Genomic DNA, 23,847 nt, shown 5'->3' on the forward strand with positions numbered 1-23,847 from the left:
CAAGGTCGCGATGTGACACCCACTGAATCGGGTGTAGGCTGACAGTAGGTCAAGCTGACAAAAGAGGAAAGACCATGCGATTGGCGATCATGGGCAGCGGCGGCGTGGGCGGCTACTTCGGTGCACGCCTGGCCGAAGCGGGGCATGACGTGACCTTCATCGCCCGGGGTGAGCACCTGGCGGCACTGCAGCGTGACGGGCTGACGGTCTCGAGCATCGAAGGCGATGCTCACCTGGCCGAGGTGAAGGCCACCGGCGACCCGTCCCGGGTGGGCGCCGTGGATTCGGTCCTCGTGGCCGTGAAGGCCTGGCAGGTAGCCGACGCGGCTAGAGCGATCCGCCCGTTGATCGGCCCCGACACCTTCGTGGTGCCACTGGAGAATGGCGTCGAGGCCGCCGACACCTTGGCCTCCGTGCTTGGCCAGGCCCATGTGCTTGACGGCCTGTGCGGCATCCTTGCCTGGCGCGAGGCCCCCGGGCATATCCGGCACGCCGGGGTCTCACCCTTCGTGCGTTTCGGCGAGCGCGACAACCGCCGCAGCAAACGCGCCGAGCGGCTCAAGGCCGCCTTCGACCAAGGCCGGGGGGTCACCGCCGAGATTCCCGACGATATCCAGGTGGCGGTGTGGAGCAAGTTCCTGTTCATCTGCGCCATGAGCGGCATCGGCAGCATCACCCGCGCCCCCATCGGCGTCTCCCGCACCCTGCCCGAGACCCGCACGCTGATCGAGCAGCTACTGACCGAGATCGCGGCGGTGGCCCGGGCCCGGGGCGTGGCACTGCCCGAGGATGCCGCCTCCCGGGCCCTGCACTTCATCGACGCACTGCCGGCGGAGAGCACCGCCTCCATGCAACGCGACATCGTGGCCGGCCTGCCCTCGGAGCTGGAGGCCCAGAACGGCGCGGTGGTGCGCCTGGGTCGCGAAGCCGGCGTGGCCACGCCGGTCAACGCCATGATCCACGCCGCGCTGCTGCCCCAGGAGCGGGCCGCCCGAGGCGAGCTCCCTGCCGCTGTCTGACCCGGCTCAGCCGCGCTGGTAGGTGCCCACCAGACGGTTCATGCCCAGCAGGTGAGGCTCGACCTTGACCAGCAGGTCGTGGAGCTTCAACCCCTCGGGCAGATCGTCAGTGGGCTTGTCCAGCGCCAGCACCCAGAAGTAGTAGCGGTGCGACCCGTGACCCTCCGGCGGCATGGGGCCACCGTAGCCCAGCTTGCCGAGGTCATTCTTGCCGCGCCGCCCCACCGAGGTCGCCTCCTCAAGGGTGGTGGTGGATGCCGGAATGTTATAGAGCACCCAGTGCACGAAACCGTAGGTACCGTTCTGGACCAGCGGCGCATCCGGATCATGGCAGATCAGCGCGAACCCCTTGGTGCCCGCCGGGGCGTCCTGCCAGACCAGCGCCGGGGAGGTATCATCTCCCTCACCGGTGTGCTTGGCAGGGATGGCGCCGCCGTTCTCGAAGGCGGGACTGGTGAGCTGCATGGTCGACAGGGCAAAGGCCATCGGTGATTCTCCCGGTATGAACGCTAGTAAGTGCCGGTTCAGCGTGGGAAACAACCAAGGAGCTGTCAACATGCCCAGGCGTCTGCTGATCATCGTCCATGCCCCCTCCCCCCACACCCGAGCACTCCGAGAGGCCGCCGAACGCGGCGCCCGCCATCCCGAGATCGAGGGCATCGAGGTGGTGGTCAAGGCGCCGCTCGAGGCCAGCCCCGAGGATGTACGGGCCTGTGATGCCATCCTGCTCGGCACCACCGAGAACCTGGGCTATATGGCAGGCCTGACCAAGGACTTCTTCGATCGCTGCTACTACCCGGTGCTGGAGGAGAAGCAGGGACTGCCCTGCGCGCTCTACGTCCGCGCCGGCCATGACGGCACTGGCACCCGCCGGGCCGTGGAGAGCATCGTCAGCGGACTGCGCTGGAGGTGGGTGCAGGAACCGCTGATCCTGCGCGGTGAGTGGCAGGCGAGTTTCGTCGACGAGGTCGAGGAACTGGGGCTCTATCTGGCCTCGGGGTTGGAGGGCGGTATCCTCTGAGGGCGTCTATGCTTTCGCTAGTGACGCTCGAGCCAAGAGTTGACCCAAGACCGAGTGCCTCGCTCAAGGAGGTGCATCATGCCTTACAATTGGAAGGTGTCGCGACACATCCTGCCCAGGCTGGGCCGAGCCGTGTCCCTGCTGGTGCTACTGGGCACGGGCCCCGTCCTGGCAACTGAGCTGGTGATTGCCACGGCGAGTCCCGCCGGAGTCTACCATATCACCGGACGCGCCCTGTGCAGCCTGGTTGATATTCCCTGCGAGGCCCGCACCAGCGACGGCTCCGCCGCCAACCTGGCCGCGCTGCGCGATGGCGAGGTGCCGGTAGCCTTGGCCCAATCGGACCTGCAGCACTTCGCAGTGACCGGCAGTGCAGGCTTCAGCGACCAGGGGCCTGCACCGAACCTGCGTGCCATCGCAGCGCTGCACAGTGAGCCCTTTACCCTGGTAGCCCGTCGCGACAGCGGCATCACGAGATTCGCAGACCTGCGCGGGCATTCGGTCAATGTGGGCAACCCTGGCTCAGGCCAGCGCGGCACCATGATGACCTTGCTAGAGGCCTGGGGCTGGAGCCTGAGGGATTTCCGCCCCGCCAACGAGTTGCCCGCCGACCAGCAGTCTCTGGAACTCTGCCACGGCAACATCGACGCCATGGTCTACACCGTGGGGCACCCCAATCCCTCCATTGCCCAGGCGGTTCGCCTTTGCGACGCCATACTGGTGGACGTCGGCGGCGAACCGGTCGAGCGCCTGGTGACAGGCGTCCCGTACCTGACTCGTGCCACCATTGCCGCCGGTCTCTATGGCGAAGGCCAGCCTGCGGTGGAGACCTTCGGGGCACGTGCGACCCTGGTCACCTCGGCAGAGGTGGACGAGGCTCTGGTCTACCGCCTGGTGGCGGCCCTGTTCGACAATCTCGATGCCTTCAAGACCTTTCATCCGGCCTATGCCGAACTAAGCCCTGAGACGATGATCACCGAAGGGTTGAGCGCTCCCTTCCACGAGGGAGCGCTGCGTTATTATCGGGAACAGGGTTGGTTACCCGATGAGCCTCCCACGACGGAGCCCATGCCGTGAGCCAGGCCCCCTAGACGCAAAACGCCGACGAACCCCGTGGGGACCGTCGGCGCGAACGGAGTTGGCGGAGAGCTTCAGCCAACACTTACTTCAGGCGTTCGAACACCGTGGCCACGCCCTGCCCCATGCCGATGCACATGGTGGCCAGGCCGAATGTGGTATCACGCTGCTGCATCACGTTGAGCAGGGTGGTACAGATGCGGGTGCCGGAGCATCCCAGCGGGTGCCCCAGGGCGATGGCGCCGCCGTTGAGGTTGACCTTGTCGTCCATGGCCTCAAGGAAGCCGAGGTCCTTGAGCACCGGCAGGCCCTGGGCGGCGAAGGCCTCGTTGAGCTCCACGGTCTGGATGTCGTCGGCGCTCAGCCCGGCGGCCTTGAGCGCCTTCTTCGACGCCGGCACAGGACCGTAGCCCATGATCGAGGCGTCGCAGCCGGCCACCCCGGTGGAGAGCACCCGGGCGATCGGCTCGAGGCCCATCGCCTGGGCGCGCTCGTAACTCATCACCAGCATGCCGGAGGCCCCCACGGAGAGCGCCGAGGAGGTGCCCGCGGTGACGGTACCGCTTCTCGGGTCGAAGACCGGCTTCAGCTCGGCCATCTTCTCCAGGCTGGCGTCGGCGCGAATCACCTCGTCACGCTGGAACATAACCCTGAAGCCGCGCTCGTCGTGGCCTTCCACCCCGATGATCTCGTTGTCGAAGTAGCCCTTCTCCATGGCGGCCTGGGCGCGCTGGTGGGAGCGCACGCCAAACTTGTCCTGATCCTCGCGGGAGATGCCGTGCATCTTGCCCAGCAGCTCGGCGGTCAGTCCCATCATCATCGCGGCCTTGGCGGCATGCTTGCTGGCCGCCGGATTGACATCGACGCCGTGGGTCATGGCGACGTGCTCCATGTGTTCCACGCCGCCGACAAGGTAGACGTCGCCCATGCCGGCCTTGATGTTGGCCGCGGCGATATGCAGCGCGCTCATGGAGGAGCCGCACAAGCGGTTGACGGTCTGGGCCGGCACGCTGCGCGGGATGCGGGTCAGGATCGCCGCGTTGCGCGCGATGTTCATGCCCTGCTCCAGGGTCTGGTTGACACAGCCCCAGATGATGTCGTCGATCTCGCTGGGATCGACGCCGGCGTTACGCTCGAGCAGCCCCTCCATCACCGCCGCGGAAAGGTTCTCGGCGCGCACGTGACGGAAGGCGCCGTTCTTGGCCTTGGCCATGGCGGTACGCACACCGTCGACCACCACGATATCTCTCGGGTTCAAGCTCATCGTTCTGTTACTCCTGTTCGTCGTGGTGGGCTCAGGCCTGGGCCGGGGCGGCGTAGAAGGTCTCACCGGCGGCGGCCATCTCGCGCAGCTTCGCGGTGGGCGCGTAGAGCGGCCCCAACTCCTCGGCCAGGCCGTCGGCCAGCTTGACGAAGGCGTCCACGCCCATGGCGTCGATATAACGCAGCGCGCCACCGCGGAACGGCGGGAAGCCGATGCCGTAGATCAGTGCCATGTCCGCTTCCGCGGCGCTCCCCACGATGTCATCCTCCAGGCAGCGCACGGTCTCCAGGCACAGCGGCACCATCATGCGGGCGATGATCTGCTCATCGGAAAAGTCGCGGGTCTGCTTCGCCACGCCCTTGACCAGTGAGATGGCGGCTTCGTCGCGGACCTTCTTCGGCTTGCCCTTCTTGTCTTCCTCGTAGGCGTAAAAGCCCTTGGCGTTTTTCTGCCCCAGGCGCTCGTTCTTGAACATCGCCTGAATAGCACTCTTGTCGCCTTCACCGCCCAGGCTGCCCATGCGCTCGGGGAAGCCTTCGGCCATCACCTCACCGGCGTGAACCGCCGTGTCCAGGCCCACCACGTCGAGCAGGTAGGCGGGGCCCATGGGCCACCCGAACGTCTCCATGATCTTGTCGACGCGGTGGAAGTCGGCGCCCTGCTCCATCAGCAGGCTGAAGCCGCCGAAGTAGGGGAAGAGCACACGATTGACCAGAAAGCCCGGGCAGTCGTTGACCACGATGGGGGTCTTGCCCATGGCGCGGGCGTAGGCCACGGTAGCCGCCACGGCGGCGTCACCGGTCTTCTCGCCGCGGATCACCTCCACCAGGGGCATGCGGTGCACCGGGTTGAAGAAGTGCATGCCACAGAAGTTCTCGGGACGCTTGAGGTTCTGCGCCAGGCGAGTGATGGAGATGGTGGACGTGTTGGAGGCCAGGATGGTCTCCTCACCCACCAAGCCTTCCACCTCGGTGAGCACCGCATCCTTGACCTTGGGGTTCTCGACCACCGCCTCGACCACCAGATCGACGTGGCCGAAGTCACCGTAGGAGAGTGTCGGGCGGATGTTGGTCAGCTTCTCGGCCATCTGCTCGGTGGTCAGCTTCTTGCGCTCCACCTGCTTGGTGAACAGCTTGCGGGCCTCCTTGAGGCCGAGCTCGATGGCATCGTCCTTGATGTCTTTCATCAGGATCGGCGTGCCCTTGGAGGCGCTCTGGTAGGCGATGCCGCCGCCCATGATGCCGGCGCCCAGCACCGCGGCCTGTTTGACCGAGCGAGCCTGCTTCTCGTACTGACCGCCCTTCTTCTTAACGACCTGGTCGTTCATGAACAGGCCAACCAGGTTGAAGGCCACCTCGGTCATGGCCAACTTGGCGAAGGCCTTGGCCTCGATGGCCTGGGCCCGGGCGCGTTCCTCGCCGGCCCCCTTCTGGATCACCTTGATCGCCTCCACCGGCGCCGGGTAGTGCGGACCCGCCTTGCCGGCCACGTAGCCCTTGGCGGTCTCGAAGGCCATCATCTGTTCGATGGGGTTGAGCATGAGGGGCTGTGTCTTCTCTTCGCGGCGAGCCCGGTAGTCCAGTTCACCGGCAATGGCGCGGGTCAGAATGTCGCGAGCCGCTTCCTCGAGTTGCTCGGCCGGCACCACGGCATCCACGGCGCCCACCTTGAGAGCGGCCTCGGCCTTGTTCTGGGTGCCGCCGGCGATCCACTCGATGGCGTTGTCGGCACCGACCAGCCTCGGCAGGCGCACGCAGCCGCCCCAGCCCGGCAGGATGCCCAACTGGGTCTCGGGCAGGCCGATCTGGGCGGTGTCGCTCATCACCCGGAAGTCGGTGCTCAGCAGCACCTCGCAGCCGCCGCCCAGGGCCAGGCCATTGATGGCGGTCACCGTCGGAAACGGCAGGTCCTCGATGGCATTGAAGATGCCGTGGACACGATAAAGCATCGATTCCAGGAATTCGGCGCCCTTGCCGAACATGGCCTGGAACTCGGTGATGTCGGCACCGACGATGAAGGCCTCCTTGGCGCTGGCCAGCACCAGGCCCTTGAGATCGTTCTCGGTCTGGAGGGCCTTGACGGCCTCGTCCAGTTCACGGATCACCGCGCTGGAGAGCTTGTTGACCGACTTGCCCTGCAGGTCGAAGGTGAGCGTGGCGATATCGTCGCCGCCGCGCGCCACCGTGATGGCATTGCCCTGATAGATCATCCGCGAATCTCCCGATTTCATACGACCGTTTGAATACACACAGCTTGGGTCACGAACGCCGGCTCGTCAACCCCCGCTCACGTCGATGCCTCGAGGCCCTCTCGCCGCCACCGGGTGTTAGGCTTGCACGTTGTCACCACTCAGGGTAGCCCCGCGCCATGCACTCATCCTCTCCCCGGCCTGACGAACGACCGGATGCAACTCGGCTCAGCCAACTGCAGGCGCGCATCGAGACGCTGATCGAGCGCCTGCGACCCTGGAGCTGGCTGTGGCCTCCCGTGGCTTTCGGTGCCGGGCTGGGCAGCTTTTTTCTGGTGGAGCGCCAGCAGTGGCTGGGCGCCCTGCTGGCATTGGGCATGCTCGCCGCCTGGTTGTTGCTGCTCTCCGAAAGCCTGATCGGCCGGCTGCTGGCCCGCCGCGGATACCCCACCCTGCCCCATGCCGCGACCCTGTTCATCGCCCAGATGATCCACCAGGAGACGCTGTTCTTCTCGCTGCCCTTCCTGCTGGCCACCACCGTCTGGAGCAGCGGACAGGCGCTGTTCACCCTGCTGCTGATCGGGCTGGCGGTATTCTCCATCATCGACCCGCTCTACTACCGAGTGGCGGACCGCTATCGCTGGCTCTACCTGGCCTTTCACGCCCAGTGTGTCTTCCTGGTGGTGCTGGTCACCCTGCCGATCATGCTGCAGCTCACCACCGGTCAGAGCCTCAAGCTGGCGCTGGGCGCCATGCTGCTGTTCAGCCTGCCGAGCCTGTTGCACCTGACCGCCCAGCAGCGCGTCCGCCGCTGGCTGATGATGCTGACCCTGCTGCCGCTGCTCGCCGTGCTGGCCTGGACGGGACGTATCTGGGTACCGCCGGCCAACCTGTGGCTGGGCAGTGCCGCACTCTCACCGGCCTTCGACGTGGAGGCCAGGAGCCCACAGGGTGAGATTCGACTGACGCCCGGAGCATTGTCCTCAAACGGACTCTATGTCTACACGGCGATCCGCGCACCGCGGGGGCTGAGGGAAGAGGTGTTCCATGTGTGGCGACAGGACGGGGAGGAGGTCGACCGCATCGCGCTGGCGATCGAGGGCGGGCGAGAGGCGGGCTACCGGGCCTGGAGCCACAAGCAGAACTTCCCGAATAGCCCCGAGGGGCGCTGGCGGATCGACGTGATGACCGACAGCGGCCAGCGCATCGGGGTGGTGCGTTTCCGGGTCGCCGCCGGCGAGGAGGCCACCCTGGCCGATGGGCGGGAACTGCTGACCGGCATCAAGGGGCTGCGCCGGCTGGTGCCGGGGCGGCGGGGTAACGAGTGAAATGATAAGCCGGCTTGCATTTCACGCGCTGGATTCACAGAATCCAGCCATCGCCAATGGAGCCCCTAGCCCATGTACGAGAATATCGGTTTTCAGCTCAGCCGCCTGCCGCGGCTGTGGCGCGCCATCATCGACGAGCGTCTGGCCCCGCTGGGCCTGACCCAGACGCGCTGGGTGACGCTCTATCACCTTTGGCGCCTCGGCGATGGCCAGCCCCAGTGCGACCTGGCTCGTGCCATCGGCGTCGAGGCGCCCTCCCTGGTGCGCACCCTCGACCAGCTCTCCCGCCAGGGTCTGGTGGAGCGGCGCCCCTGCGATCAGGACCGCCGCACCAAGCGGGTCTTCCTGACGCCCGCTGCCACTCCGCTGCTCCAGCGCATCGACGCCGTGGTGCGCGAGGCGCGCGGCGAGATGCTCGCCGGACTCAGCGAGCAGGACGTGGCCACCCTGGCCGAGTTGCTCTCCCGCATCGAGGACAATGGCTTGGCCATCCAGGCCCGCGACGCCGAAACCCAGGCCTGACGCCTAGGCCTTCGGCTGCCCGAAGGGCGCCGTGACGGCGTTGTCATCCGGCCGTCCGGCCAGGCCATCGCGCAGCGCCACGAAATCCTCCAGGTAAGTAGAGAAGCGCGAAAAGTCCTGGGACTCCCACCACCACAGGGCCAGCGCGTGGCGGTGGGACTCCACCACCACCGCGTCCTGGGGCAGCCGTTCCAGCAACTCCTTCAGCCGGTTTTCCAGCGGCTCGGGCAGCGGGCGCAGTGGCTCTCGCCGCCAGCGCCAGCCGTGGGCGAAGGACTTGAGCGCCGCACTGGCATGGCCGTCTCGCACCAGCACGAAATCGGGGCCCGGTCGATCCTGGGGGTAGCGCCAGCGATAGGCCGGCATGGCCGTCTCGATGCCGTGCAGCGGCGGCTTCTCCAGCTTGACGGTGAGTCCGGTCTTGATCGCCGCAGTGCGCAGCGCCGAGACGCGGCGCTGCCGCGGACTGGGCTTGAGCCACATCACCGGCGAGACCACCAGCATCAGGATGAACAGGATGAACAGCCAGGTCATCGCCATCTCCAGGTAGGGTTGATGCTTTAGGGTTGATGCGTGAGTCTTGATACAGGTCGTTGTCTTGCCGAGTCAGCCGGCCTAGAGTGAAGACATCTCTCTTCAGCTCGATGCCACCCAGGAGCCCTACCATGAGCAACGAATACCGCCACGTCCTGGTCGCCGTGGACCTGACCAAGGACTCCCACAAGGTGCTGGAGCGCGCGGCCCAGATTGCCGAGCGCAACAACAATGCCAAGGTCTCCATCATGCACACCCTGGAGCCGCTGGGCTTCGCCTACGGCGGCGATATTCCCATGGATCTGACCAGCATCCAGGACCAGCTCGACGAGCACGCCAAGCAGCGCCTGGCCGAGATCGCCGACCCCCGCGTGGCCAAGGAGAACCAGCATGTGCTGGTGGGCATGCCCGACACCGAGATCCACCGCTTCGCCGAGGAGAACGACGTGGACCTGATCGTGGTCGGCTCCCACGGCCGTCACGGCTTCGCCCTGCTGCTCGGTTCCACCTCCACCGGCGTGCTGCACGGCGCCCAGTGTGATGTGCTGGCCGTGCGGGTGGGCACGAAGGGCGAGAAGAGCGCTGAATAACGTGACTCTGCACACCCCCGCAGGCGCCCAAGGGGCGCCTTTTTCATGTCGCCTTCATGACTCTCCGGCGGCCATCGCCTCCAGTTCCATCCAGCGCTCCATGGCGGCATCCAACTCGCCCTGCCTGGCACCCAGCGCCTCCAGCGTGGTGGAGACCGTATCGGCGTCCTGATGGTAGAAGCGCGGATCCCCCACCGTGGCCTCGAACCTGGCTATCTCGCTCTCGAGCCGCTCGATCTCGGCCGGCAGCGTGTCGAGCTCACGCTGCAGCTTATAGGATAGCTTGACGGCCTTCCTGGCTGGGACACCGGCACCGGGCGAGGCCGGCGCTGGCGCGATCGGCTCGTCGTCGGCCACTGGCTCCACCCGCTGGCGGGCCGCCCCCTCCCAGGGCGCCGGTGGCAGCGTGCCGCCCTGGCGCACCCAGTCGCTATAGCCGCCCACGTATTCGCGCACCCGGCCATGGCCCTCGAAGGCCAGCACGCTGGTCACCACGTTGTCCATGAAGGCGCGATCGTGAGAGACCAGCAGCAGGGTCCCGTCGAAGTCGAGCAGCAGCTCCTCGAGCAGCTCCAGGGTCTCGACGTCCAGGTCGTTGGTCGGTTCATCGAGCACCAGCACGTTGGCGGGCTGGGTGAACAGCTTGGCCAGCAGCAGGCGATTGGACTCGCCGCCCGAGAGCGCCTTGACCGGCTGGCGGACCCGCTCCGGGGTGAACAGGAAGTCCTGCAGGTAGCTCATCACGTGGCGATCGCGGCCGCCCACCGTGACCCGGTCACTTCCCTGGGCCACGTTGTCGTAAACGGTCTTCTCGGGCTCCAGCCCACCACGCAGCTGATCGAAGTAGGCGACCTGCAGCTTGGTTCCGAGCTGCACCTCGCCCTCGGTCGGCGCCAGCTCGCCGAGCAGGATCTTGAGCAGGGTGGTCTTGCCGGCGCCGTTGCGACCGATGAAGCCGATCCGGTCGCCGCGCTGGATCTCCAGGGAGAGGTCGTCGATCACCACCTCATCGCCGAAGCGCTGGGTGACATGCTTCAGGGCCACCACCCGCTTGCCACTGCGCTCACCGCTGTCCACGCTGAGGTTGGCCTTGCCCTGGCGTTCGCGGCGTTCGCTACGCTCGCGACGCAGCTGTTCCAGGGCCCGCACCCTCCCCTCGTTGCGGGTACGCCGCGCCTTGATGCCCTGGCGGATCCACGTCTCTTCCTGGGCCAGTTTCTTGTCGAACTCGGCGTTCTCGCGGGCCTCCACCTCCAGCTCGTGGGTCTTCTGGGCCTGGTATTTCGCGTAGTCGCCCGGATAGCGTCCGAGGCGTCCGCGGTCGAGCTCGAGGATGGCCGTGGCCAGCTTCGACAGGAAGGCACGGTCGTGGGTGATGAAGAGCACCGCGCCGTTGAAGGCGGCCAGCTGTTCCTCGAGCCAGGCGATGGTGTCCAGGTCCAGGTGGTTGGTGGGCTCATCGAGCAGCAGCAGGTCAGGGTCGGCGACCAGCGCCCGGGCCAGCGCCACGCGACGCCGCCAGCCGCCCGAGAGTTCGGCCATCTCGGCGTCCTCGGGCAGCCCCAGGCGGGTCAGCACCACATCGATGCGCTGGTGGAAGGACCAACCGTCGATGGCCTCGATGCGCGTCTGCAGCTCGGCCATTCGGCGCATGTCGGGCTCGTCTTCGTGGATCAGGTGGTGATACTCGGAGAGCAGCTCGCCGGCCTCGGGTAGGCCACCGGCCACCACATCGAAGATGGTCTGGCCGGAGGCCTCCGGCAGGTCCTGGGCGAGCACGCCGATCTTCAGCCCCGGGGCCCGCCAGATGTTGCCGCCATCGGCCAGGATCTCGCCGGCCACCAGCTTGAGCAGCGTCGACTTGCCGGTGCCGTTGCGCCCCACCAGGGCCAGGCGCTCTCCCTTTTCCAGCACCAGGTCGGCACCGTCGAGCAGCACATGGGTACCATAGGCCAGTTGCAGCTGTTCCAGACGTAGCAGGGTCACGCGTACACCTCATCCGATCTCGAAGGCGGCTAGTGTATCGCAACTCCGGCCTGCCGTGGCCCTACCGTCATGGTGACGGCCGCCGATCCCGCGTAAACTGCACCGCGCCCCGGCCATCACGACCACAGGAGTTGCGCCTTGGCTGAACCGACCGACACCTTCGACGACGTCCTGCCCGAGGCGCTGCGCCTGCGCGCCGCGGCCCCGCTGGTGGATATCGGCGCCAACCTGACCCACGAGAGCTTCGCCCGCGACCTCTCGGCGGTGCTCGGCCGCGCCCGGGCCGCCAACGTCACCACCCTGATCCTCACCGGAACCGACCGCGAGCACGCCGAGCAGGCGGTGGCGATGGCCCGCCAGCACGCCGATCCGGGGCTTGTGCTGTATGCCACCGCCGGCGTGCATCCCCACGACGCCAGCCGCTGGGATGCCGGACTCGCGGCCGCCATGGCCGAGCTGCAGCGTCAGCCCGAGGTGGTGGCGGTGGGCGAGTGCGGGCTCGACTTCAATCGCAACTTCTCCACGCCTGCCCAGCAGGAGCGCGCCTTCGAAGCCCAGCTGGCCCTGGCGGTGGGGAGCAGCAAGCCCCTGTTCCTGCACGAGCGGGACGCGGGCCGACGCATGCGCGAGATGCTGCACGCCTGGCGGGACGATATCGGCGACGCCGTGGTGCACTGCTTTACCGCCGACCGCGACACCCTGTTCGGCTACCTGGATCTCGACCTGCATATCGGCCTGACCGGATGGCTGTGCGACGAGCGAAGAGGTCACCACCTGCGCGAGCTGGTCGGCGAGATTCCCCTGAGCCGCCTGATGGTGGAAACCGACTGCCCCTATCTGCTGCCGCGTAATTTACCTGCCAAACTCAAGGGCAGGCGCCATGAACCGGCGCTGCTGCCTTGGATCCTGCGGGAGATTGCCCACTGGCGCGGCATCGACGAGACCCACCTGGCGGCGGCGACCACCCGCACGGCCGAGGCCTTCTTCCGCCTGCCGATGGCGAACCGTCACACGACAGCGACCCGACACGAGGATTCCTGACATGCCCGACCTGCCCGGCTTTATCGCCGTGGAGACCGGCGAGGATGGCGGTCTGCCCCTTGCCATCGCCTGGACGCTGCCCGACGGTCGCGTCAAGCACACCCTGATCCAGCCCGAGGATGACTGGCTGGACGCCGAGCTGATCTCGCTGGGGGAGTACAGCCTGGAGGAGCTCAACAGCATGGGCGTGAGCCCGCTGGACGTGATCCGCGAACTGGAGAACGACCACTTCAGCGCCACCCTCTACACAGCGGGCGTCAGCGACGACGAGGCCGCCCTGTCGCAGCTGTTCGACACCTATGGGCTCGACCCCTTCGTGGAGCTGGCCCCCGCCGAAAGCCTCTACACCGACATCGCCCCCGGCGACTGGTCCCGGGCCCGCGGCGAGCTGTTCGGCGAGCTGGGGCTGGAGCCGCTGCGACCGGAGCACGAGGTGGAGGTGATGCTGCACCTCCACCAGCGCATGAGCGGCGTCGACGACGAGACCTGAGGCGACGTCACGCGCCCCCCAGCAGCGCCCGAGCGCGCTCGACGATCTGTGCCCGGGAGGGCAACGTCAGGGTGGCCGCCGGCCCCAGGGCGATAAAGCTGTCTTCTGCCGTCAGCCGGTGCAAGCGCTCACCGGCCACGCCCCTCTCCACCAGGCCGGTGACCAGCTCCTCGCTCAGCGACCCCGAGCGCCGGCATTCATCCAGGATCAGCACCCGCGCGCAGCCGGCCACCGCGCGGTGCACGGCGTCGTGGTCGATGCCGGTCAGCCAGCGCAGGTCGATGATGCGTAGCCTCTGGCCCGCCGGGTCGAGTTCCGCCGCCGCCTGGCGGGCCAGATAGACGCCATTGCCATAGGTGGCGATGGCCAGAACGACGCCCTCCCCCCAGGTCCCGAGCTCCCCCGGGGGCAGCCGATGCTCGGGCCCCGGGTCGGGGCAGCACCAGCCGTCATCGCCCTCCTCCAGCAGGTCGCGGGTGTGGTAAAGCGCGATCGGCTCGATGATGACCACCACGCGCTGGGCCTCGTCGGCCAGGTGCACCCCCTCCTGCAACAGCCCCACTGCGTCGGCGGCATTGGACGGGCAGGCCACCAGTAGCCCGGGGATATCGCGCAGAACGGCGATGGCGTTGTCATTGTGAAAGTGCCCACCGAAGCCCTTCTGGTAACCGAGCCCGGCGATGCGCACCACCATGGGATTGGTGAACTGGCCATCGGAGAAGAAACTTAACGTGGCCGCCTCGCCGCGCAGCTGATCCTCGGCGTTGTGCAGGTAAGCCAGGAACTGGATCTCCAGAATCGGCACCAGGCCGTTGTGGGCCAGGCCGATGCCGAGCCCCAGGATGCTCTGCTCGTCGAGCAGGGTATCGATCACCCGATGAGGGCCGAACCGAGCCTGCAGCTTCTGGGTCACGCCGTAGACGCCGCCCTTGCGGCCGATGTCCTCGCCGGCCATCACCAGGTGGGGATAGCTGGCCATCAGCCGATGCAGGGCCTGGTTGATCCGCTTGGCCAGGGTGCCCGGCGCGGACCCTGTCTCGACCTCGACCCGGGGGGGCTGCCGACGCGCGGGCCGCAACGGTGGCACGATGCTGGTCATCACCTCCGTGGCCGAGACCAGCTTCGGGCGGCGTATCGCCTCCTCGGCAAGCCTGGCCACCTCCTCGCCGACTCGCCAATAGCGCGCGGCGATCTCGTCCCGCGACAGCACGTCGTGGCGGCGCAGCAGCCCGGCGCTAACCAGCAGCGGATCGCGGGACTCGTCGGCGGCGATGCGCGATGCCGACAGATAGGCCTGTTGGGCGTCAGAGCCGGCGTGGCCGAACAGCCGCACGCAGCGCATATGCAGGAACACCGGCTGTTTGCGCAGCCGCGCGATGACCTCGGCCTCCCGCGCCGCCCGCCAGGTGTCGAGCAGGTCGAGGCCATCGCAGTCCAGGTAGTGGAAGCCGGGGCGGGCCCGCATGCTGGCTTCGATCCAGCCGGCCGGCGTCGGCGTGGAGATGCCGATGCCGTTGTCCTCGCAGACCATCACCAGCGGCAGCGGCGCCCCCTGGTAGGCCGCCCAGCCGGCGGCATTCAACGCCCCCTGGGCGGTAGAGTGGTTGAAGGAGGCATCGCCGAAACTGCACAGCACCAGGCTGTCGGCAGGCCATTCGCCGCCGCCGCCCAAGCGCCGCCACAGCCCCAGGCTGTGGGCCGCGCCCACCGCCTTGGGCAGGTGGGAGGCGACGGTGCTGGTCTGGGGCGGCACGCTGAGCGCTCTGGAGCCCAGCACCTTGTGGCGGCCGCCGGAGATCGGGTCGTCGCGGGACGCCGCGAAGCTCAGCAGCAGGTCCCAGAGCGGCGTCTGGTCGGGCACCTGACGGCTGCGCTCGATCAGGAAGGCGGCATCGCGGTAGTGCAGGAAGGCCGGATCGGTCGGGCGCAGGGCGCGGGCGATCGCCGCATTCCCTTCATGGCCGGCGCTACCGATGGTATAGAAGGCCTCGCCCCTGGCCTGCAGCCGGCGGGCCTGGAGGTCCAGGTGGCGACTCAGCAGTTGGGACTCGAACAGCTCGGCCAGCGCCTCGGGGGCCAGGGCCACCTCGTGGAGGCGCCAGCCGCGCTCGGTCGCGGGCCAGCGGTCCTGGTCGAGGGCGTCGAGAAATCGCTGTTCCTGGGGCAAGGGCTCACAGGAGGAGGACGAGGAAGAGGTGGCCACGGCGGACTCCGGCTGGGTTAACGCCTTCAGCCTAGCCGACTTCGCCCGCCCCGGTCGCCGGCGATCAGGCCAGGGCCGAAGGGGCCGGCTCGAGCAGGCGACGCCCGGCGGCGATGGCGGCCTCCCGGCCCTCGCCCTCCCGATAGAAGCGCTGCAGGGCGCGCCGGAAGGCGGCGGCGCGCCGCGGCAGCCCCTCTCGCTCGAAACGCGAGGCCCTCGCCTCGACCCGGGTCAGGAAGGCGTCACGATCCACCTTCGCCTCGCCACCTAGGTTGTCGACGCTGACGTTGAAGTGCCGACCGGAGGCACGCGTGAAGAGCAGTTCCAGGGCCTGGGGGGCCACCTCCGCGGCCTCGAAGGCGCGCTGCTGTTCGGCATCCCGGCCGTCGGGAAGGTACCAGTAGCCGTAGTCCTCGTAGCAGCGACGCCGCTCCCCGGCGATGCACCAGTGGCTGATCTCGTGCAGGGCGCTCGCATAGAAGCCCCGCGCGAAGATCACGCGGTGGAAGGGCGTATTGGCATCGGCCGGCAGGTAGAGGGGCTCGTCGTCGCCGCGCACCAGGCGGGTGGCGAAGGTCTCATGGAAGAGGCCGTCGAACAGGGCGATGACATCCTCGAGTCGGTGAGTCACGCAGGCTCCATGGGCGAAGTGTGGGCGTCATTATAGGCGTCTGCCTGTGCGGGCCAAACCCCTCGTGCATTGCTATAGTGCTCGGTTTCCCCGCCCTGTCCGAAAGCTCGAACCCATGGAGCACCCGACCTTGTACAGTCCTATCGCCCGCCTGCTGGCGACCGGCCGTGGGGAAACCCGCCCGCTGCTGGCCCTGACGCTGCCGATCTGCGGCGCACAGCTTGCCCAGGCCGGCATGAGCGTGGCGGACGTGATGATGACCGGCCGGCTCAGCGCCACCGACCTGGCTGCCGTCTCGGTGGGCTCGAGCCTGTGGATGCCGCTGATGCTGTTCATGACGGGCACCCTGATGGGGCTGACACCCATCGTGGCGCAGCTGATGGGCGGCAGGCGCCTCGCCGAGATTCGCCCCAACGTGCACCAGGCGCTCTGGGTGGCGCTGGTGCTGGGCGTGGTCGCGGCCACCCTGCTGTGGTTTGTCGTCCAGCCGATCTTCGTGCTGATGGCGGTGCCCGAGGAGGTGGCCAGCCGCTCGGCGGCCTACCTGGCGGCGGTGGCATTCGGCATGCCTGGCGCGGCGCTGTTCCAGGCGCTGCGCGCCTTCTCGGACGGCATGAACCACACCCGCCCCTCGCTGTGGATCAGCCTGATCGGTCTGGCGGTGAATATCCCCAGCAACTACGTGCTGATCCACGGGGGCGACGGCCTCACCGCCCTGCTCGGTGACTGGCTGCCGACCTGGGTGCAAGCGCTGCCGGCGCTGGGCGCCCTGGGTTGCGGTATCGCCACGGCGCTGTCGCTGTGGATCATGTGCCTGGCCATGGTCCTCTACACCCGCCGCGCCCGGGCCTACCGCGAGGTGTCGCTGTGGCACTCCCCTTCCCTGCCGCGCCTGAAGATGATCGGTGAACTGCTGTATGTCGGCGTGCCCATCGGCGTGGCGATCTTCGTCGAGGTCACCCTGTTTACCGTGATCGCGCTGCTCATCGCCAGCCTGGGCGAGATCACCGTGGCGGCCCACCAGATCGCGCTCAACTACACCTCGATACTCTTCATGCTGCCGCTCTCGCTGAGCATGGCGCTGACGGTGCGGGTCGGCAACACCTTGGGGCAGCAGCGGCCGGCTCTGGCCCGCCAGGTGGCCGCCTTCGGCATCGCCGCAAGCGTACTGGTGGCACTGCTCAACAGCGCCCTGCTCTGGTTGACCGCCCAACCGGTGATCGCCCTCTACACCCACGACGCGGCCGTGCAACGCCTGGCCCTTTCGCTGGTCCTACTGGCCATGATCTTCCAGCTTTCGGACTCCCTGCAGGTGAACCTGGCTGGCGCCCTGCGCGGCTACCGGGACACCCGCATCATCATGTTGTTTACCCTGGCCTCCTACTGGCTGGTCGGGCTGGCGGGCGGCCACTGGCTGGGAACCCGTGGGCTTATCGGGGTGATCGAGCCAATGGGCGTTCACGGCTACTGGATCGGCCTGATCGGCGGCCTCACCGTGGCGGCGGCGCTGCTCGGCGAGCGTCTCAGGCGGATCAGTCGGGCAGCGGCGGAGGGCAGACACGATGCGCTGGGCGTCCATTAGCAGAGGCCTTGCCACCCTGCTGGTCGCGGGGCTGGGCGGCCTGTTGACCGCCTGTGGCAGCGACGGCGACAGCAACGAGCTGCTCATCGACTACCAGCGCGACCTGGCCCGGCGCCTCGACCTGGCGCCCCCCTCACCGGCCAGCCCCGACAATATCGGTGCCTTTCCCGGCCAGCGTGAGCGCCTGGTGACGATCCCCGACACGCGGGAGGGCATGCTCAACGTCTTTGCCCTGCGCGAGTGCCATATCACCACCCTGGTCGCTGAGCGCAACAGCACCCTGGGCAGGGTCGCCCCGGCCAGCCAGCTGTGGCGCTACGAGCTGACGATGTGGCAACGCCTGACGGATTGCTTGGCGAGCGAGGTGCCCGAGCGCCTTGCCGAGGTGGACCGTGAGCGACTCGAACGCCTGACCGCCACCAAGACGGAGCAGCTGCCCCGGGCGACCTGGAACGGCCTGTTCGGCTCCGACGAGTGGGCCGGCAGCTTCTCCCGAGTGAGCTCGTCCCTGCCTTCGGACGCCCTGGCGCCACCCGAGGCACAGCTGGAATCGCTCGTCTATCTTCAGGCGCTGACCGAGGCCGCGTCGATTGACATCCCGCCGCCCGACCTGGAGGCCCTGGAGGGACACCTGCGCGCCCTCAACGGGCGCCCCTACACCGCCGAGCTGCTGCGCACCCTGACGCTGGCCACCCAGCGCCTGGACGAGGCCTCGTCCCTGGCCGAGCGCGCCCTGGCGCGCCATGACGGCTGTCTCACGCCTGCCCTGGAGGACAACGCCATCGACGAACGCCTCGCCCGGTGGCTGGAGACGCTCAACGGCGCCGCCCACGCCTGGCTGACCGCGCTCGACCCGCTGTTCGACTCCCTTGCCTCCCCCCCCGAACCGGTCAGCGACTATCATCGGGAGTGGCTCTCCCGGAGCCACCCGTCGGCACCACTACCCGTCTTCGAGGCCGCCTGGCATCACCATCAGGCGCTGCGTCGGGCCCTGGCACTGCGCTGCCGTTGAGAGCACGGGAAATGCTGCAGGGCTTAACCTCCCTCACCGTCTGTGCTATTGGTGAGAACGAGAGTGACGCAGTGCGCTTCCGTGCGGTCCGTGGAGCCCGGCTCCCCGCGCCGATGCCGTGATCACGCAGCATGTGGAGAGACGTCATGGGAATCCCGCTGTCAAACCGCCCCGCCCAGGTCATCGACCTGGAAACGATGCGCCAGCGTCTGCTAGCCAGGCGACGCCTGATTCGTCTGGCCCCCGAGCTGGACGGCCTCGAGATGGTCTATCGCCTGGCCTCGAGCCCCGATACCCTCTACGGCATGCCGCTGCTGGCTTGGGGGCTGAGCGAGGATGGCGAGGTCGTCGGAATGGTGCCCTGGATGGAGGCGCTGACCCCATGCCATCGCCTGGATGATCCGGAGCACGGCAGCTTCGTGGGCTATCGCGACCCCGAGACCGAGGAACTGTTCGAACAGGCTCCGGAGCACAAGGTGTTCGAGCTCGAGCACGCCGCGGCCTACTTCGACTACGAGGAGACCGAGCAGGTCACCCTCATCCAGCAGATCCCCGACACCCAGGGCACCCACGCCCTGTGCATGGACGAGGGTGACGCGCCTTGGCAGCTCAAGCAGGTCTTCGGCTGGCGGCTCTACAGCGATGGCGCCGTAGAGGCACTGCTGGCCGATGAGCGGCTGATCGAGTCGACTCCGATTCTGCCCGGCGACCCCTGCCTCTACCCCGGCCATAGCCGCCACCGCGTGGTCTACTTCTTCCAGCGCCAGATCGCCAACCGCATTCGCCATGAGGATCCCGCGACCCTCGAAGCGCTGGCCCTGATGGTGATGCCGGAGGCCGACGACCCTTTGCCGAACTGACCCCTGCGGGACAGAATTAGCCCAAACGGATAAAGTAACGGTAGCTGCCCTCGAGCTCCTCCTGGCGAATCAGCTCATGGCCCAGAAACTGGCAGAATTTCGGCACGTCTCGGGTCGTTGCCGGATCGCTGGCAATGACCATGAGCACTTCGCCGGGGCGCATGTCGCGCACCTTGTTGTGCATCAGCATGATCGGCTCGGGGCAGTAGAGCCCGCGGGTATCGAGCTCGACCTGGAAGTCGGTAGCCGCCTCGGGCAGGACGTCACGGGAATCAACCATCGATGGCCTCGTCGTTGGAACCAACACTGTGGGAGCAAGCTAGATGATCAAGATCATTATCGAACGTCGGATAATGCCGGGGCTCGAGGAGGAATACGAGGAGGCCGCTCGTGAAGCCATGCGCCAGTCACTCGGTGCGCGCGGTTTCGTGGGGGGTGAGAGCCTCGTCGAACTCGGCCACAGCGACCGACGTCTGATGATCACCAAGTGGCGCGACCTGCGCGCCTGGAAGGAATGGTACACCAGCGAGGAACGCTCCCGGGTGATGCAGCGCCTGCTGCCGCTGCTCACCGAAGAGGAGCGGATTCGCATCTACGAGCCCACCACTCACTGACGCCGGCGGCGAGCGCCATGCAAGCGCTCGCCGCTCAACCCACGGACGGGAACGCGAGGCAGCTAATCACGCAGTCGCACATGAACCGTCACCTCCTCCCGGTCGTGGTAGAGGTGGCGACAGCCAACCTCCCCCGCAACCCCGGCACTGGCCAGCGCCTCCTCCAGGCGAGCCAGGCAGCTCGCCACCTCGGGCCAGCGGCGTTTCATCGGCAGCTTCAGGTTGAATACCGCCTCNCCTCCCCCGCAACCCCGGCACTGGCCAGCGCCTCCTCCAGGCGAGCCAGGCAGCTCGCCACCTCGGGCCAGCGGCGTTTCATCGGCAGCTTCAGGTTGAATACCGCCTCGCGGCACCAGCGCCGCACCAGCCAGCGCTCCACCATGACTTCCACCCTCGACGGCTTGTCGACGATATCGCACACCAACCAGTCGAGCCGATAGGGTGGCTCCCATACGAACCCATCCTCGCGCAGATGCTCCACCTGACCGGTGGCCATCAGCGCCTTGTCCATGGGGCCGTTATCGATGGCATAGACATGCATGCCGCGATGGACGAGCTGCCAGGTCCAGCCGCCGGGAGCCGCTCCCAGGTCGGCGGCCTGCATCCCCTCTGCCAGGCGCGTATCCCATTCCGCTCGCGGCACGAACTCGTGCCAGGCCTCCTCGAGCTTCAGGGTCGAGCGACTCGGGGCCGACCTGGGAAAGCGCAGGCGTCGGATCCCTCCCGGCTGCTCGCTTCGATTGCCGGGAAAACTTAGGCCGAGTTGGACGCAGTCACCGGCGCTCCACAGCAGGTGCAGGCGTCGCCCGCCGGCCTTGCGGCGCAGCGCACCACGCTTGGTGAGCAGCGACTCCAGCGGGCGTGACAGCGCCTTGGCCAGACCGGCCAGGGCCTTGCCGTCGTTGGTGTCCGGCGTCTCATGCCAGATGCTCTCGAAGCTCCAGCCGGACTCGACCACCTGCTCGGTGATCGGCGAGAGGCGGTCTTCCCGGTCCAGCGACAGCGGTGGCATCGCCACCAGACTCTGGCGAGCGAAGACCAACCCGCAAAGTGGCAGGGCCCGATGCAGACCGTTGGCCGGCTCCTCATCCGCCAGGCAGAAACGCACGTAGCCGCCCCCCACCCCCTGGATGACCTCGCCGGTCCAGCCGGCCTCACCGGCCTTGTCGGCGACCTCCTCGGCGAGGTCACGCTCGAACCCGGGACGGCAGTAGAGCAGCAGTTCCGACGGCACCCGGCTCAAGCGTCAACTCCCCGGCGCCCGTCACGCGGCTTCCCGGCACGCAACTGGTCCTCGACGTCCTGAAGCTGCACGTTCAAGGCGTTGGTAGAGATCTGGATCTCCCACAGGGAATAGACCAGCGACACCGAGAGCGTCACCAAACTGACACCGAACAGGACCATGCCGGTGAGCTCCAGCGACAGGAAGAGGGCAAACATCGACAGGGTGCAGAGCAGGAAACTGAGGACACCGGCCAGCTGCATTCGCTTGGTCAGGGAAATCCGCCGGCGCAGCAAAAGGATCTGTCGAGTATTGGTCTCCTGGTGCTGGTTACGCTCCTCATCGGCCAGCTTGCGAATCAACTGGGCAAGCACCAGAAAGCGATTGGTATAGGCCAGCAACAGCAGCGATATGGCCGGAAACAGCAGCGCCGGCGTTGTCAGGGTCAAGGTGAGCTCTCCACAACGAATAATGTCACCCATGATACCAGCGGGGCGGTTCCCGACACGAGAGACACCTATCGTTTAATTATCATTTATGAAGGGTAATTAATGCGATGATTTGGTGCGCAGTATGCCGGCAATTTCAGGCCTGTTCGGTTCATATCAACGTCTGACCAGCGCATAGCCCATACAGTTGCTGCATAATGGTGCATTGCTTTATATTGTCATCCCATTGGAAATCACTTTCAGGCTGTCCGCCCGAATGGTGGACACGAAGTCACCTTGTCACACAGGAACATGCCGATGCCCTACGTTCATGACACTCTCGAAGGCCTTCGCAAGAGCAGCCCCGCCCAGACCGAGTTCTATCAGGCCGCCGAGGAAGTCCTCGAGTGTCTGCGTCCACTGTTTCAGCGCAGCCCTTACTACCATGACCACAGCATCATCGAGCGCATCGTCGAGCCCGAGCGCCAGATCATGTTCCGCATCTGCTGGACCGACGACGACGGCAAGGTGCAGGTCAACAAGGGCTACCGCGTGCAGTTCAATTCCGCCCTGGGCCCCTACAAGGGCGGCCTGCGGTTCCACCCCAGTGTCACCTCGGGCACCATCAAGTTCCTGGGCTTCGAACAGATCTTCAAGAATGCCCTGACCGGCCTTCCCATCGGCGGCGGCAAGGGCGGCTCCGACTTCGACCCCAAGGGCAAGTCCGATGGCGAGATCATGCGCTTCTGCCAGTCCTTCATGACCGAGTTGCATCGCCATATCGGCCCGACCACCGACGTTCCCGCCGGCGACATCGGCGTAGGCGCCCGCGAGATCGGCTACCTGTACGGTCAGTACAAGCGCCTTACCGGCCGCTATGAAGGCGTGCTCACCGGCAAGGGCCTGAACTGGGGCGGCTCCCTCGGTCGCAAGGAGGCCACCGGCTATGGTGCGGTCTACTTTGCCCAGAACATGCTGGAAGCTCGCGGCGAAAGCATCGAAGGCAAGACCTGCCTGGTCTCCGGTGCCGGCAACGTGGCTACCTACACCATCGAGAAGCTCTACGAGCTGGGCGCCAAGCCGGTGACCTGCTCCGACTCCCGTGGCACCATCCATGACGCCAACGGCATCGATCTGGATCTGCTCAAGGAGCTCAAGGAGGTCAAACGCGCCTCCCTCGAGGAGTACCTCGCCAAGCACCCCGAGGCCAGCTACATCCCGACCAACCACTACCCGGAGAATGGCCACCCCGTCTGGCGCATCAAGGCCGATGCCGCCTTCCCCAGCGCCACCCAGAACGAGCTGACCGTGGCCGATGCCCGTGCCCTGCTCGACAACGGTGTAACCTGTATCAGCGAGGGCGCCAACATGCCGTCTACCGCTGACGCCGTCGACCTCTTCCTGGAAGCCAGGATCGCCTATGGCCCCGGCAAGGCCGCCAATGCCGGCGGCGTGGCCACCAGCCAGCTCGAGATGGCCCAGAACAGCGGCATGGAGCAATGGCCACTCGAGAAGGTGGACGCCAAGCTCAAGGAGATCATGGCCAATATTCACAGGCAGTGTAACGATACCGCCGAGGAATTCGGCGAGCCCACCAACCTGGTGCTGGGCGCCAATATCGCCGGCTTTCGGAGAGTAGCCGACGCCATGATCGACCAGGGTGTGGTGTAACCCCCTCCTTTTACGCCGACGTACCGAACTAAAGAAAAAGCCCGGACTTCACAGTCCGGGCTTTTTCCTTGATTCGCCATTCAACTCCTGTGGTCATGGCACAGGGTGAAGAACCTGTCAGACGTATGGGAGATAACACCGACGAGCCTCGGCACGGCATTGAACCTCGGCCATCTTCATGATGACACGCCACAGGCCACGCAGCAGGGGCATGATGACGGGACGAGCATCAGCGTGGTCCCAGATGGTCGGATAGAACGCCTTGGCATTGCTCATGGAGAGCTCCTCGCATTACGGTTCACATCGGAATGAATTATACCTTAGTATTAATTTTAAGGTCTATATAGATTCCCTGCCGACCACCCTGACGACCATCTGAAACACCGACACCCCGGCCCTAATGGAGACCGGGGTGTTGGACATGCAAAAAGCCCCGCGCTCTTTCGAGCGCGGGGCTTTTCTGAAAAGGAGCCTGACGATGACCTACTCTCACATGGGGAGACCCCACACTACCATCGGCGCTGAGCGGTTTCACTGCTGAGTTCGGCATGGGATCAGGTGGTT

24 protein-coding genes, 1 rRNA gene and 1 pseudogene are annotated in these 23,847 nt (G+C 66.7%); 13 read left to right on the forward strand and 13 right to left on the reverse strand.

Annotated features, from left to right (window positions below; translation table 11 throughout):
* Positions 1–74 precede the first annotated feature (74 nt).
* Entirely contained in the window at positions 75–1,019 is a 945-nt protein-coding gene (locus ACR80S_RS06995; RefSeq protein WP_435401362.1) for a 2-dehydropantoate 2-reductase, read from the forward strand.
* Between the two features lie 6 nt (positions 1,020–1,025).
* On the opposite strand, the gene ACR80S_RS07000 is transcribed toward ACR80S_RS06995, so the two are convergent.
* On the reverse strand, positions 1,026–1,505 hold the full coding sequence (locus ACR80S_RS07000; RefSeq protein WP_435401361.1) for a YbhB/YbcL family Raf kinase inhibitor-like protein: 480 nt from the start codon (positions 1,503–1,505) through the stop codon (positions 1,026–1,028).
* 70 nt (positions 1,506–1,575) lie between these two features.
* Between ACR80S_RS07000 and ACR80S_RS07005 the strand changes: the two genes are divergently transcribed.
* On the forward strand, positions 1,576–2,040 hold the full coding sequence (locus ACR80S_RS07005; RefSeq protein ID WP_435402894.1) for a flavodoxin family protein: 465 nt from the start codon (positions 1,576–1,578) through the stop codon (positions 2,038–2,040).
* A gap of 78 nt (positions 2,041–2,118) precedes the next feature.
* Entirely contained in the window at positions 2,119–3,117 is a 999-nt protein-coding gene (locus ACR80S_RS07010; protein ID WP_435402895.1) for a TAXI family TRAP transporter solute-binding subunit, read from the forward strand.
* An 85-nt stretch (positions 3,118–3,202) separates the two neighbouring features.
* Here the strand turns inward: ACR80S_RS07010 and fadA are convergent, their stop codons facing one another.
* Both fadA and fadB read right to left on the reverse strand, forming a co-directional pair.
* Positions 3,203–4,381: an acetyl-CoA C-acyltransferase FadA gene (fadA, locus tag ACR80S_RS07015; RefSeq protein ID WP_435401358.1), complete on the reverse strand. Its 1,179-nt coding sequence runs from the start codon at positions 4,379–4,381 to the stop codon at positions 3,203–3,205.
* A gap of 31 nt (positions 4,382–4,412) precedes the next feature.
* On the reverse strand, positions 4,413–6,590 hold the full coding sequence (fadB, locus tag ACR80S_RS07020; protein WP_435402896.1) for a fatty acid oxidation complex subunit alpha FadB: 2,178 nt from the start codon (positions 6,588–6,590) through the stop codon (positions 4,413–4,415).
* Between the two features lie 158 nt (positions 6,591–6,748).
* On the opposite strand from fadB, the gene ACR80S_RS07025 reads away from it, so the two are divergent.
* Both ACR80S_RS07025 and slyA read left to right on the forward strand, forming a co-directional pair.
* Positions 6,749–7,897, forward strand: a complete 1,149-nt coding sequence (locus ACR80S_RS07025) for a DUF5924 family protein (protein WP_435401356.1) — start codon at positions 6,749–6,751, stop codon at positions 7,895–7,897.
* 72 nt (positions 7,898–7,969) lie between these two features.
* Positions 7,970–8,419, forward strand: a complete 450-nt coding sequence (slyA, locus tag ACR80S_RS07030) for a transcriptional regulator SlyA (RefSeq protein ID WP_435401355.1) — start codon at positions 7,970–7,972, stop codon at positions 8,417–8,419.
* 3 nt (positions 8,420–8,422) lie between these two features.
* Here slyA and ACR80S_RS07035 read toward each other — a convergent pair whose 3' ends face one another.
* Positions 8,423–8,953, reverse strand: coding sequence for a preprotein translocase subunit YajC (locus tag ACR80S_RS07035; RefSeq protein ID WP_435402897.1), 531 nt, complete (start codon positions 8,951–8,953; stop codon positions 8,423–8,425).
* A gap of 131 nt (positions 8,954–9,084) precedes the next feature.
* On the opposite strand from ACR80S_RS07035, the gene ACR80S_RS07040 reads away from it, so the two are divergent.
* Positions 9,085–9,543: a universal stress protein gene (locus ACR80S_RS07040; protein ID WP_435401353.1), complete on the forward strand. Its 459-nt coding sequence runs from the start codon at positions 9,085–9,087 to the stop codon at positions 9,541–9,543.
* Between the two features lie 54 nt (positions 9,544–9,597).
* On the opposite strand, the gene ACR80S_RS07045 is transcribed toward ACR80S_RS07040, so the two are convergent.
* Positions 9,598–11,529, reverse strand: a complete 1,932-nt coding sequence (locus ACR80S_RS07045) for an ATP-binding cassette domain-containing protein (protein WP_435401352.1) — start codon at positions 11,527–11,529, stop codon at positions 9,598–9,600.
* Positions 11,530–11,667: 138 nt separating this feature from the next.
* Here ACR80S_RS07045 and ACR80S_RS07050 point away from each other — a divergent pair, with 138 nt between their 5' ends.
* Together ACR80S_RS07050 and ACR80S_RS07055 are read left to right on the forward strand one after the other, a co-directional pair.
* A complete protein-coding gene (locus tag ACR80S_RS07050) occupies positions 11,668–12,570 on the forward strand; it encodes a TatD family hydrolase (RefSeq protein WP_435401351.1) in 903 nt (300 codons plus the stop codon).
* A 1-nt stretch (position 12,571) separates the two neighbouring features.
* The gene (locus ACR80S_RS07055) at positions 12,572–13,060 is read left to right on the forward strand and encodes a hypothetical protein (protein WP_435401350.1); all 489 of its coding nucleotides are present in this window, start codon (positions 12,572–12,574) and stop codon (positions 13,058–13,060) included.
* 7 nt (positions 13,061–13,067) lie between these two features.
* Here the strand turns inward: ACR80S_RS07055 and ACR80S_RS07060 are convergent, their stop codons facing one another.
* Both ACR80S_RS07060 and ACR80S_RS07065 read right to left on the reverse strand, forming a co-directional pair.
* Entirely contained in the window at positions 13,068–15,263 is a 2,196-nt protein-coding gene (locus ACR80S_RS07060) for a thiamine pyrophosphate-dependent enzyme (protein WP_435402898.1), read from the reverse strand.
* 64 nt (positions 15,264–15,327) lie between these two features.
* Entirely contained in the window at positions 15,328–15,894 is a 567-nt protein-coding gene (locus tag ACR80S_RS07065) for an elongation factor P hydroxylase (protein ID WP_435401348.1), read from the reverse strand.
* 130 nt (positions 15,895–16,024) lie between these two features.
* Here ACR80S_RS07065 and ACR80S_RS07070 point away from each other — a divergent pair, with 130 nt between their 5' ends.
* The 3 genes from ACR80S_RS07070 (at position 16,025) to ACR80S_RS07080 (ending at position 19,348) form a co-directional block, all read left to right on the forward strand.
* Positions 16,025–17,476: an MATE family efflux transporter gene (locus tag ACR80S_RS07070; RefSeq protein ID WP_435401347.1), complete on the forward strand. Its 1,452-nt coding sequence runs from the start codon at positions 16,025–16,027 to the stop codon at positions 17,474–17,476.
* The gene (locus tag ACR80S_RS07075) at positions 17,457–18,488 is read left to right on the forward strand and encodes a DUF3080 family protein (protein ID WP_435401346.1); all 1,032 of its coding nucleotides are present in this window, start codon (positions 17,457–17,459) and stop codon (positions 18,486–18,488) included. The genes ACR80S_RS07070 and ACR80S_RS07075 overlap by 20 nt, the downstream gene beginning before the upstream one ends.
* Before the next feature lie 146 nt (positions 18,489–18,634).
* Positions 18,635–19,348 (forward strand): hypothetical protein, encoded by a 714-nt coding sequence (locus ACR80S_RS07080; protein WP_435401345.1) that lies wholly within the window; start codon positions 18,635–18,637, stop codon positions 19,346–19,348.
* A 16-nt stretch (positions 19,349–19,364) separates the two neighbouring features.
* Here the strand turns inward: ACR80S_RS07080 and tusA are convergent, their stop codons facing one another.
* The gene (gene tusA / locus ACR80S_RS07085; protein ID WP_435401344.1) at positions 19,365–19,628 is read right to left on the reverse strand and encodes a sulfurtransferase TusA; all 264 of its coding nucleotides are present in this window, start codon (positions 19,626–19,628) and stop codon (positions 19,365–19,367) included.
* A 43-nt stretch (positions 19,629–19,671) separates the two neighbouring features.
* Here tusA and ACR80S_RS07090 point away from each other — a divergent pair, with 43 nt between their 5' ends.
* Positions 19,672–19,962 (forward strand): antibiotic biosynthesis monooxygenase family protein, encoded by a 291-nt coding sequence (locus ACR80S_RS07090; RefSeq protein WP_435401343.1) that lies wholly within the window; start codon positions 19,672–19,674, stop codon positions 19,960–19,962.
* A gap of 62 nt (positions 19,963–20,024) precedes the next feature.
* On the opposite strand, the pseudogene ACR80S_RS07095 reads toward ACR80S_RS07090, so the two are convergent.
* The 3 genes and pseudogenes from ACR80S_RS07095 to ACR80S_RS07105 all read right to left on the reverse strand — a co-directional run.
* A pseudogene (locus ACR80S_RS07095) lies at positions 20,025–20,198 on the reverse strand (23S rRNA (cytidine(2498)-2'-O)-methyltransferase RlmM); the annotation flags it as partial.
* Positions 20,180–21,205, reverse strand: coding sequence for a 23S rRNA (cytidine(2498)-2'-O)-methyltransferase RlmM (gene rlmM / locus ACR80S_RS07100; RefSeq protein ID WP_435402899.1), 1,026 nt, complete (start codon positions 21,203–21,205; stop codon positions 20,180–20,182). The gene rlmM and the pseudogene ACR80S_RS07095, both read right to left, overlap by 19 nt.
* Entirely contained in the window at positions 21,202–21,633 is a 432-nt protein-coding gene (locus ACR80S_RS07105) for a DUF2721 domain-containing protein (RefSeq protein ID WP_435401341.1), read from the reverse strand. The genes rlmM and ACR80S_RS07105 overlap by 4 nt, the downstream gene beginning before the upstream one ends.
* Positions 21,634–21,930: 297 nt before the next feature.
* Between ACR80S_RS07105 and gdhA the strand changes: the two genes are divergently transcribed.
* Positions 21,931–23,283 (forward strand): NADP-specific glutamate dehydrogenase, encoded by a 1,353-nt coding sequence (gdhA, locus tag ACR80S_RS07110; RefSeq protein WP_435401340.1) that lies wholly within the window; start codon positions 21,931–21,933, stop codon positions 23,281–23,283.
* A 117-nt stretch (positions 23,284–23,400) separates the two neighbouring features.
* On the opposite strand, the gene ACR80S_RS07115 is transcribed toward gdhA, so the two are convergent.
* Complete coding sequence (locus ACR80S_RS07115) at positions 23,401–23,559, reverse strand: hypothetical protein (RefSeq protein WP_435401339.1); 159 nt, start codon at positions 23,557–23,559, stop codon at positions 23,401–23,403.
* Between the two features lie 194 nt (positions 23,560–23,753).
* Positions 23,754–23,847 (reverse strand): 5S ribosomal RNA (gene rrf, locus ACR80S_RS07120); the annotation flags it as partial.

It is taken from the genome of Halomonas salsilacus (genome assembly GCF_051216275.1).
Lineage (GTDB): Bacteria > Pseudomonadota > Gammaproteobacteria > Pseudomonadales > Halomonadaceae > Halomonas.